The organism is Shewanella sp., assembly GCF_051658185.1.
Taxonomy (GTDB): Bacteria; Pseudomonadota; Gammaproteobacteria; order Enterobacterales; family Shewanellaceae; genus Shewanella.
The window spans coordinates 1-10,277 of sequence record NZ_JBOFMC010000022.1; the positions used below are offsets into that span (position 1 = coordinate 1).

The 10,277-nt window shown below is 47.0% G+C and carries 9 protein-coding genes and 3 tRNA genes; 3 read left to right on the forward strand and 9 right to left on the reverse strand.

Translation table 11 applies throughout. From position 1 onward, the window contains the following. The 7 genes from lon to ACRCZA_RS00940 all read right to left on the reverse strand — a co-directional run. Positions 1-1,736, reverse strand: a 1,736-nt coding sequence (lon, locus tag ACRCZA_RS00910; protein ID WP_438672610.1) for an endopeptidase La, incomplete at its 3' end; no start/stop codon positions are given. 133 nt (positions 1,737-1,869) lie between these two features. Continuing rightward, entirely contained in the window at positions 1,870-3,150 is a 1,281-nt protein-coding gene (gene clpX, locus ACRCZA_RS00915; RefSeq protein ID WP_438672611.1) for an ATP-dependent protease ATP-binding subunit ClpX, read from the reverse strand. Between the two features lie 100 nt (positions 3,151-3,250). Beyond that, a complete protein-coding gene (gene clpP / locus ACRCZA_RS00920) occupies positions 3,251-3,859 on the reverse strand; it encodes an ATP-dependent Clp endopeptidase proteolytic subunit ClpP (protein WP_438672612.1) in 609 nt (202 codons plus the stop codon). Positions 3,860-3,948: 89 nt separating this feature from the next. Beyond that, positions 3,949-5,253 (reverse strand): trigger factor, encoded by a 1,305-nt coding sequence (tig, locus tag ACRCZA_RS00925; RefSeq protein ID WP_438672613.1) that lies wholly within the window; start codon positions 5,251-5,253, stop codon positions 3,949-3,951. Positions 5,254-5,513: 260 nt separating this feature from the next. Beyond that, positions 5,514-5,589, reverse strand: a tRNA-His gene (locus ACRCZA_RS00930). A 9-nt stretch (positions 5,590-5,598) separates the two neighbouring features. After that, positions 5,599-5,675 (reverse strand) — tRNA-Arg (locus ACRCZA_RS00935). 107 nt (positions 5,676-5,782) lie between these two features. After that, positions 5,783-5,859 (reverse strand) — tRNA-Pro (locus ACRCZA_RS00940). A gap of 305 nt (positions 5,860-6,164) precedes the next feature. Here ACRCZA_RS00940 and folD point away from each other — a divergent pair. Then, positions 6,165-7,019 (forward strand): bifunctional methylenetetrahydrofolate dehydrogenase/methenyltetrahydrofolate cyclohydrolase FolD, encoded by an 855-nt coding sequence (gene folD, locus ACRCZA_RS00945; RefSeq protein WP_438672614.1) that lies wholly within the window; start codon positions 6,165-6,167, stop codon positions 7,017-7,019. A gap of 103 nt (positions 7,020-7,122) precedes the next feature. On the opposite strand, the gene cysS is transcribed toward folD, so the two are convergent. Further along, entirely contained in the window at positions 7,123-8,502 is a 1,380-nt protein-coding gene (gene cysS / locus ACRCZA_RS00950) for a cysteine--tRNA ligase (RefSeq protein WP_438672615.1), read from the reverse strand. Positions 8,503-8,642: 140 nt separating this feature from the next. On the opposite strand from cysS, the gene ACRCZA_RS00955 reads away from it, so the two are divergent. Together ACRCZA_RS00955 and ACRCZA_RS00960 are read left to right on the forward strand one after the other, a co-directional pair. Further along, on the forward strand, positions 8,643-9,137 hold the full coding sequence (locus ACRCZA_RS00955) for a peptidylprolyl isomerase (protein WP_438672616.1): 495 nt from the start codon (positions 8,643-8,645) through the stop codon (positions 9,135-9,137). A gap of 9 nt (positions 9,138-9,146) precedes the next feature. After that, complete coding sequence (locus ACRCZA_RS00960; protein ID WP_438672617.1) at positions 9,147-9,866, forward strand: UDP-2,3-diacylglucosamine diphosphatase; 720 nt, start codon at positions 9,147-9,149, stop codon at positions 9,864-9,866. Positions 9,867-10,164: 298 nt separating this feature from the next. Here the strand turns inward: ACRCZA_RS00960 and miaE are convergent. Beyond that, the coding region (miaE, locus tag ACRCZA_RS00965) for a tRNA isopentenyl-2-thiomethyl-A-37 hydroxylase MiaE (RefSeq protein ID WP_438672618.1) at positions 10,165-10,277 on the reverse strand (113 nt) is incomplete at its 5' end.

The window sequence follows — 10,277 nt, forward strand, 5'->3', positions numbered from 1 at the left end:
AGAAAAGACTTGAGGTTTTCTGCCGTCACAGCAACGGATTTGACAGACTTATCGAGTAGGATCATTTTGACGACCTTACGACAAATCTTCGACAATTCACGCTCAAGCGCCCGCACCCCCGCTTCGCGGGTGTAATAGCGGATAATCCCCATGATTGCGCTATCATCAATGTGAATTTCGTTTGCTTTAAGACCATTACGCTCAATTTGCTTGGTCAACAAATGTTGTTTCGCGATATTGAGCTTTTCATCTTCGGTATAACCCGACAGTCGGATGACTTCCATACGGTCTAAGAGTGGACCAGGAATGTTCATCGAATTCGATGTTGCCACGAACATGACATCGGAGAGATCGTAATCGACCTCAAGATAATGATCATTGAAGGTGGTATTTTGCTCAGGATCAAGCACTTCTAATAAAGCCGATGCCGGATCGCCGCGCATATCCGAGCTCATTTTATCAATTTCATCGAGCAAGAATAACGGGTTTTTCACGCCCACTTTGGCCATCTTTTGAATGATTTTACCTGGCATCGAACCGATATAAGTACGACGATGGCCGCGGATCTCGGCTTCATCACGCACGCCGCCTAAGGCCACGCGCACATACTTACGCCCAGTTGCCTTGGCAATCGATTGACCCAGTGACGTTTTACCCACACCCGGTGGGCCCACCAAGCACAAAATAGGACCTTTAAGTTGACGTACCCGGCTCTGCACCGCGAGATACTCCAAGATACGCTCTTTCACTTTTTCCAAACCATAATGATCGGTATCAAGCACGTCTTGAGCTTTGGCAAGATCGCGCTTAATTTTCGAACGCTGACTCCAAGGCACTGAGGTCATCCAATCGACATAGCTGCGCACCACGGTTGCCTCGGCAGACATCGGTGACATCATGCGTAATTTATTCAGCTCGGCGACAGCTTTTTCTTTCGCCTCGCTTGGCATGTTGGCCTCTTCAATCTTACGATTGAGGACTTCAAACTCATCATGGCCTTCATCTAAGTCACCCAATTCTTTTTGGATGGCTTTCATCTGTTCATTTAGGTAATACTCGCGCTGGCTTTTTTCCATCTGCTTTTTAACGCGGGTACGGATCCGTTTCTCAACCTGTAAAAGGTCGATTTCCGATTCCATCATCGCCATTAAATATTCCAGACGTTCGGCCACATTAACCATTTCAAGCACAGACTGCTTATCTTCAAGCTTAAGTGGCATGTGCGCAGCCATGGTATCGGCAAGGCGCGCCGCCTCATCGATACCCGATAATGAGGTCAACACTTCCGGCGGGATCTTCTTGTTCAGCTTGATATAGCCTTCAAACTGGCCAATAGCGCTGCGAACTAAGACTTCTTCTTCCTTGTCTTCCAAGGGTTCAGATTCAAGATATTCGGCCTTTGCGACAAAGAATTCTTTTTCTTGGGTATAGCGAGTGATTTTTGCCCGGCGGCCACCTTCGACCAGTACTTTTACCGTACCATCAGGCAATTTTAATAGCTGTAAAATCGAGGCAACCGTGCCTACCTCGAAGATATCGTCTTTAGTCGGTTCGTCTAATTCAGCATCACGCTGCGCCACTAAAATAATCTGTTTATCCTGGGCCATCGCAGTCTCAAGACAACGAATTGATTTTTCTCGGCCAACGAATAACGGAATTACCATATGGGGATAGACCACCACATCTCGCAGTGGCAGCACGGGGAGTTCGATATGCGCTTCACGCTCTAGGGTCATAGCTCGATTCCGTTTAGGTCAGTGGGATTAATAATGGAGTATATTGGGACGCTTTATTGAGTTTCAATGGTCAATACGAAAAAAGGAGCCCACTGGACTCCTTGTTTTTCACTTTATTTTTCAATCAGAACAATTATTGTTCACCTGAAGCAACCTGAGCATCATTGCGCTCATAGATCAGGATAGGTGCCGATTCGCCACTGACAACAGAACCGTCCACGACAACCTTGACCACCCCTTCGCTTGAAGGAATATCATACATAGTATCGAGTAAAATGCCTTCAACGATTGAGCGTAAACCACGAGCACCGGTCTTACGTGACATGGCTTTGTGGGCAATCGCCTTTAGCGCATCTTCACGAAACTCCAGCTCGACGCCTTCCATATCAAACAAGGCGCTGTATTGCTTAGTCAGCGCATTTTTAGGTTGGGAAAGAATTTGCACCAACGCGTCTTCATCCAATTCAGTCAGCGTCGCCACCACGGGTAAGCGCCCAATAAACTCAGGGATCAAACCGTATTTCACCAAATCACCGGGTTCAACCTGGGAAAGGGTTTCCGAAATAGTGACCTTGTCTTTTTCGCCTTTCACCTGCGCGCCAAAGCCAATACCAGAGCCAACATGCGCCCGTTGTTCAATCACTTTTTCCAGTCCTGCGAATGCGCCACCACAGATAAAGAGAATTTTAGAGGTATCAACCTGCAGGAATTCTTGCTGTGGATGCTTACGCCCACCTTGTGGAGGAACTGCGGCAATGGTGCCTTCAATCAGCTTCAGCAACGCCTGCTGTACGCCTTCGCCGGACACATCGCGGGTAATTGATGGATTATCCGATTTACGGCTAATCTTATCGATTTCGTCAATATATACGATACCGCGCTGCGCTTTTTCCACATCGTAGTCGCACTTTTGCAGCAACTTTTGAATGATATTTTCAACGTCCTCACCCACATAACCCGCTTCGGTCAAGGTGGTGGCATCGGCCATCGTAAACGGCACATTGAGTGAGCGTGCCAGCGTTTCTGCCAACAACGTTTTGCCACTACCGGTTGGGCCGATCAGCAAAATGTTACTTTTGCCTAATTCGACGCCATCTTTAGGGGAGGCATTTTTTAACCGTTTATAGTGATTATACACCGCCACTGAGAGCACTTTTTTGGCTCTATCTTGACCGATAACATAATCATCTAAATGCGCCCGCAGCTCATGGGGCGTGGGCAATTTTTCGCTATCGCGCTTTGGTGAGATCTCTTTAATCTCTTCACGAATAATGTCATTGCATAACTCGACACATTCGTCACATACGTACACTGATGGACCAGCGATGAGTTTTCTTACCTCATGCTGGCTCTTACCGCAAAAAGAGCAGTACAGCAATTTACCGCTGTCACCATTATTTTTGTTGTCGCCCATTCATTACCTCATTTGCAGTCTGCTCTACTGCCAGTCTAAATTTGCTTCAGCTTTTACACAGACCAACGCTTATAGAGCATAGTCCAGTCAAAAGCAAAAATCAGCCGCGCTTGGTCATTACCGCATCGACTAAACCGTACTCAACAGCTTGAGTCGCACTCATAAAATTATCGCGATCAGTATCGCGCTCAATCACCTCAAGCGGCTGCCCGGTATGTTCAGCAAGCATAAGATTAAGTTTATTTTTAATGCCTAAAATTTCTTGCGCATGAATTGCGATATCGGACGCTTGCCCTTGGAAGCCACCCAGTGGTTGGTGGATCATCACCCGCGAGTTAGGTAAGCAAAAACGCTTGCCCTTTTCGCCACCGGCTAATAAAAAGGCGCCCATGCTAGCCGCTTGGCCAATACAGACTGTGCTCACATTTGGCTTAATAAACTGCATGGTATCGTAAATTGCCATACCAGCGGTCACGGAGCCGCCCGGTGAGTTAATGTACAGAAAAATATCTTTATCAGGACTTTCTGATTCTAAGAATAACAACTGCGCCACGATCAGGTTGGCCATGTGCTCTTCCACTTGCCCCACCAAGAAAATAATCCGCTCTTTTAATAACCGAGAATAAATATCAAATGAGCGCTCACCTTTGGCGGTTTGCTCTATGACCATTGGAACGAGAGCGTTGTGTATGTCTGACGCATTATGCATTATTAACATCCCTAAATAAAAATGGCTCGCATGAGGAGCCTCATACGAGCCATTATAAATGGCGAACTGCCAATCAAGTCAAGCTTAGCTTATGCGCGACCGGTAGCCTTGTTCATAAATTCTTCAAAAGCGACATCTTTAGCGGTCACTTTTGCTGTTTTTAATAATGCTTCTACCGCTTGCTCTTCTAAAGCAACGTTGCGCATGTTTTGCATCAGTTCTTTGTTGCTGTTGTAATAAGCGATCACTTCATTTGGATCTTCATAGGCAGATGCCATAGAAGCGATTAAGCCTTGAACACGCTCATCTTCTGCTTTCAGCTCGTTAGTCTTGATCACTTCACCTAACAACAGGCCGATTTTCACGCGACGAGCCGCTTGCTCGGTGAATAATTCAGCTGGCAGTTCTGGCATGTTAGCCGTTTGGCCGCCGAAACGTTGCATCGCCTGCTGGCGCAACACATTCACTTCACCATCGATCAGCGCTTTTGGCAGTTCGATGTCGTTGTTAGCTAACAGACCATTGATCACTTGCTCTTTCACGTTGGCTTTTAACGCTTGCTCAAGTTCACGGTTCATGTTTTTACGGATTTCAGTTTTCAGCGCTTCTAAACCGCCTTCGCTGATACCAAACAGAGCAGCAAACTCATCGTTTACTTCTGGCAGATTAGCCGCTTGCACTTCGCTTAAAGTAATCGCGAACTTGGCCGCTTTACCTTTTAAGTTTTCAGCGTGATATTCTTCTGGGAAGTTCACGTCGATAACGAACTCTTCGCCCGCTTTGTGACCTAAGATACCGGCTTCAAAACCAGGGATCATACGACCGCTACCTAATTGCAGTTCGAAATCTTCAGCTTTGCCGCCTTCAAATTCTTCACCGTCAATTGAACCAACAAAGTTCATTTTCACTTTGTCGCCGTCAGCTGCTTCACGCTCAACAGCAGCGTAAGTAGCGTGTTGCTTGCGCAACGTTTCGATCATAGTGTCAACGTCAGCGTCAGTCACTTCAGCTTTTGGTTGCTCAACTTCGATTGCGTCTAAGCCTTTCAGCTCAACTTCTGGATAAACTTCAAAGGTAGCAATAAATTCGAATTTTTCGCCATCAGTAGCACCAGGAACAAAAGTCGGTGCACCCGCTGGGTTTAACTTCTCAGCAATAATTGCTTCGATGAAGTTACGTTGCATCACTTCACCAGTGATGTCTTGACGAATTGCCGCGCCATAACGCTTGTTGATAATCGTCACTGGCACTTTACCAGGACGGAAACCTGGGATACGAGCACGCTTAGCTTCACGTTGTAAACTGTCTTTAACCAGCTTTTCAATTTGTTCCGCAGGAACAGAAATGGTCAGGCGACGCTCTAGGCCTTGGGTTGCTTCAACAGAAACTTGCATTGTTTTACCTCGAAATTTGTCTAACGTCCTTTGTAATAGCCGAGTCATCAACTATTCAGGTATTCGTTTCTTGATCATTAAATTTGACTACAATGCCCGCCACAACAGGCTTTGGCAAAGATCGCACATAGTTGATATCTATCAAGACGCGACATTATAGCCACCGTTTTCTGCAGAGTCGAGCCTGAAGAGCCGAATCTGAGGTATAAAAAAAGCGACCCTAGGTCGCTTTTTTTATTTTGTGCTCAATGCACTAAAAATGGGGTGACTGATGGGGCTCGAACCCACGACAACCGGAATCACAATCCGGGACTCTACCAACTGAGCTACAATCACCACTGAAACTGGTACGCCCGGCAGGATTCGAACCTGCGACCATCCGCTTAGAAGGCGGATGCTCTATCCAACTGAGCTACGGGCGCATGGTCTACAGAACATTCTGCATCCTAACTGGCGTTGGATAGCATTTGGCTATCCAGGTTACCGATAACGACAAGTTGTCACAACTGCGCTATCCATAACAATAAAGTGGTCGGTGATAGAGGATTCGAACCTCTGACCCTCTGGTCCCAAACCAGATGCGCTACCGGACTGCGCTAATCACCGAAGGTCTTACATTACGTTGCATTCATCAAAATGCAATTCTCAGTGATAAATGCTGACATCTGCCTGAGAACGGAGCGCATCTTATCCCCTCACTTTAGCTCCGTCAACGATTTTTTTAGTGATAGCCGTCAGCTGCTGAATTATCAAGCGAATCAGCTTTTTTTTATCCAACTGCTCATGGCTTTATCCATGACAGCACCATTAGGCCCTGATAAAATGCCCGCAATAGCCAAGCTCTTATTCATAACCGTTGACATTATTGCCCCTAAATAAACTATCGCCCATAAAAAGGATATCCTACACCCATGACAGCCCAAATTATCGATGGCAAGGCGATTGCTCAGTCCATCCGCAATCAACTTCGTGAAAAGGTGTTCGCACGCCAAGCGGCGGGACAACGAGTACCCGGTTTGGCCGTGATTTTAGTAGGAGCCGACCCGGCTTCCCAAGTCTATGTGGGCAGTAAGCGTAAGGCCTGTGAAGAAGTGGGCTTTATTTCGCGTTCCTACGATCTGGCGACCAGCTGCACTGAAGCTGATTTACTCAACCTCATTGATAACCTCAATAATGACCCCACTATCGATGGCATTTTGGTACAACTGCCGTTACCTGCACATATCGACGATTCAAAGGTGATTGAACGTATTCGCCCCGATAAGGACGTTGATGGCTTCCATCCTTATAATGTGGGCCGTTTAGCCCAGCGTATCCCGGTTTTACGCTCCTGCACTCCCATGGGCATTATGACGCTAATCAAATCTACTGGTGTGGATACCTATGGTTTAGATGCGGTCGTGGTCGGCGCCTCCAATATTGTTGGTCGGCCGATGACCCTTGAGTTACTGCTCGCGGGCTGCACTACCACTACCTGCCATCGCTTTACCAAAAACCTTGAGCAAAAAATTCGTCAAGCCGATCTGGTGGTGGTGGCCGTCGGAAAACCAGGATTTATTCCTGGTGAATGGATTAAACCCGGCGCCATAGTGATAGATGTCGGCATTAACCGTTTAGACAATGGTACATTGGTAGGTGATGTTGAGTATGATGTCGCCGCACAGCATGCTGGCTTTATTACGCCTGTGCCCGGCGGCGTGGGCCCGATGACCATTGCCAGTTTACTCGAAAATACCCTGTATGCCGCTGAGCAGTACCATGACTAAGTGCTAAGTGCTAAGTGCTAAGTGCTAAGTGCCAGTTGAGAAAATCATAAAAAAACCTGCAACATGCAGGTTTTTTTTATCTCTTGCGGTGGCGCAATCAAGGTTACTTTTTACGCCAAGTCGTGCCGCTTGGGCCATCTTCTAGCACGACGCCTAATTCATTTAAGCGATCCCGCGCGACATCCGCTGCCGCCCAATCTTTTTCAGTACGAGCACGGTTTCGCTCAAGAATTAAGGCTTCAATTTCAGCAACTTCAGCATCACTGCCCTCGCCTTTAAAAAAGGCTTCAGGATCTTGACTTAACAAGCCCAATACATCGGCTAAACGCTTCATCGTCACCGCGAGCGCGCTTGCCTGCTGCATATCCGTGGTTTTTAACCGGTTAATTTCGCGCACCATATCAAACAGCACCGAATAAGCTTCCGGCGTGTTGAAATCGTCATCCATCGCAGCATTAAATTTTGCGACAAACTCATCGGCTGGTGCCGCTTCAACCGTAAGATCAACCTCTTTGATCGCGGTGTACAAGCGCTCTAATGCCGCACGCGCTTGCTTTAAATTTTCTTCAGAATAATTAAGCTGGCTGCGGTAATGTCCCGAGAGTAAAAAGTAACGCACTGTCTCAGCGTCGTAATGGCCAAGCACATCGCGGATGGTAAAAAAGTTGCCTAACGATTTGGACATCTTTTCACGATCGACCATCACCATGCCCGTGTGCATCCAATAGTTCACATATGGCGTGTCATGGGCACAGCAAGACTGGGCGATTTCATTCTCATGATGAGGGAACTGTAAATCAGAGCCGCCGCCATGAATATCAAAATGCAGACCTAAGTGCTTACTGTTCATCGCAGAGCATTCGATATGCCAGCCCGGACGCCCCGGGCCCCATGGCGATTCCCACGTCGGTTCGCCCGGCTTGGACATTTTCCACAACACAAAATCCATCGGATTTTGTTTATTTTCATCAACTTCAACGCGCGCGCCCGCTTGCAACTGATCTAAATTTTGTCCCGATAACCGACCATAATCAGGATAAGAGGCCACACTAAATAACACGTCACCATCGGCGGCTACATAGGCATGCCCGCGCTCGAGCAACAACTCAACCATTTCAATAATTTCAGCAATATGCAGCGTTGCGCGCGGTTCAAAATCCGGACGAAGCATATTAAGGGCATCAAAATCGCGGTGCATTTCACCAATTAACCGTTCGGTTAAGGCATCACAACTTTCATTATTTTCGTTGGCGCGCTTGATGATTTTATCGTCGACATCGGTAATGTTGCGTTGAAAATTAACCTCATATCCCGCATAACGCAGGTAACGCACTATCATGTCAAAGGAAACAAAAGTACGCCCATGACCAATATGACAGAGATCGTATATGGTCACACCACACACGTACATCCCGACTTTCCCGGGATTAATGGGTTTAAATTCCTGTTTTTGGCGGGTAATACTGTTGTAAATCTTCAACATCGGCATTCTCTTCAAGGGTACATTCAGGAGTAAAATCAAGCGGTCAGTTTATCATGGCCGGAGCGCTTTTGAATACTGCACTTTGCGCGCAATCCGAGATAAGTTAGAATCGCGCCACTATTTACAGAAGGTATAAAAACATGATCACATTACACACCAATTTTGGCGATATTAAATTGCAATTGAATGCCGAAAAAGCGCCATTAACTGTAGCTAACTTCATGAAATATGTTGAAGAAGGTTTCTTCGACGGCACCATTTTCCACCGCGTCATCGACGGTTTCATGATCCAAGGTGGTGGTTTTACGGCGGACATGAGCCAAAAACGTTGCCATGAACCGGTTAAAAATGAAGCCAATAACGGTTTATCTAATCGCATCGGCACTATCGCAATGGCGCGCACCTCCGATCCTCATTCTGCCACGGCGCAGTTTTTTATTAACGTTAATGACAATACCTTCTTAGATTTTAAATCCGAAACCACCCAAGGTTGGGGCTACTGTGTGTTCGGCGAAGTCGTTGAAGGCATGGATATTATCGAAAAGATTAAAGGGGTGAGTACCGGTAATCGCGGAATGCACCAAGACGTGCCATTAGAGCCCGTTGTGATTGAAAGCGTTAGTGCTGCGGCATAATCTGCCCTAATGCGCACATTATTTATCGGCGATTTACATTTAAGTGCAGATCGCCTTGATATTACGCAGGCGTTTATCCGCTTTCTCGATACCGAGCTTGAAGATGCCGAGGCGCTGTATATTCTCGGCGACCTGTTTGAAGTCTGGGTCGGGGATGATATAGCGTCCCCCTTTGCCCTTGAGCTTGCTCAAAAACTTAAGCAGGTTTCACTCAAATTGCCCGTGTATTTTATCCACGGCAATCGGGACTTTATGCTTGGTCAACAGTTTGCGCGCAAGGCCGGAATGCACATCTTGCCGGAAATCGCTTGCATAAATTTGTATGGCACTGAGACGGTTATTTTACACGGTGATAGTCTCTGCACCCTCGATAAAGCCTATCAACGTTTTAGAAAATTACGCAGCTTAGCACTCGCCCGTTGGCTATATGGCTGTCTATCCCAAAAACGCCGTCAACGGATTGCGGATAATATCCGTGGCAAAAGTCAGCGCGGTAATCAGCAAAAAAGCCTGCAGATAATGGACGTTGAGCCGGACGCGGTCGCGGCGCTCTTTGCCCAAACCCGCACCCAACAAATGATCCACGGCCACACCCACAGGCCTGCTATACATGAGTTAGCCCATGGCCATAAACGGATTGTTGTGGGCGATTGGTATGAACAAGGCAGTGTACTGAGTGTTAGCCATGATGGGATAAAATTAATTAACTTACCTTTGGGTGATGGGTAAGTCGTTTCATCGGCACTGACAGCGCAAACCTCGTCAACCGATTAACGGTTCTTGGGAACCGTTAATCCCCCAACAACCGCCATGACTTTATATCTGCTCGCTCTTTATTCTCAGAACGCTATCTATTCTCAGCTAGCCATGATCAGATCATTAACCAATACCGATAGTTAGCCAATACCGATAGTTAGCCAATATCAAATAGCTACCCATATCGCGACGCCAACCGCCCATTCGCCTTCTCCCTCACAGCCCTTTCGCCATGATGAAACATCATAAGGTAACGTTGTGGTCCTTTGTGTCAGCGCGGTTGGCCACTATGAAAACGAAATTCATCGTCAGCCGCCATAATCAGCTCGGCTTCTCGCTCACCAAAATAGGCCACTCGCGCACTGATATCCTGAGGAGACACTA

What these genes read in the sequence shown, in the direction of transcription:
- clpX (WP_438672611.1), bottom strand. Translation starts at nt 3,150, where the DNA reads ATGGGCGACAACAAAAATAATGGTGACAGCGGTAAATTGCTGTACTGC.
- clpP (WP_438672612.1), bottom strand. Translation starts at nt 3,859, where the DNA reads ATGCATAATGCGTCAGACATACACAACGCTCTCGTTCCAATGGTCATA.
- tig (WP_438672613.1), bottom strand. Translation starts at nt 5,253, where the DNA reads ATGCAAGTTTCTGTTGAAGCAACCCAAGGCCTAGAGCGTCGCCTGACC.
- folD (WP_438672614.1), top strand. Translation starts at nt 6,165, where the DNA reads ATGACAGCCCAAATTATCGATGGCAAGGCGATTGCTCAGTCCATCCGC.
- cysS (WP_438672615.1), bottom strand. Translation starts at nt 8,502, where the DNA reads ATGTTGAAGATTTACAACAGTATTACCCGCCAAAAACAGGAATTTAAA.
- ACRCZA_RS00955 (WP_438672616.1), top strand. Translation starts at nt 8,643, where the DNA reads ATGATCACATTACACACCAATTTTGGCGATATTAAATTGCAATTGAAT.
- ACRCZA_RS00960 (WP_438672617.1), top strand. Translation starts at nt 9,147, where the DNA reads ATGCGCACATTATTTATCGGCGATTTACATTTAAGTGCAGATCGCCTT.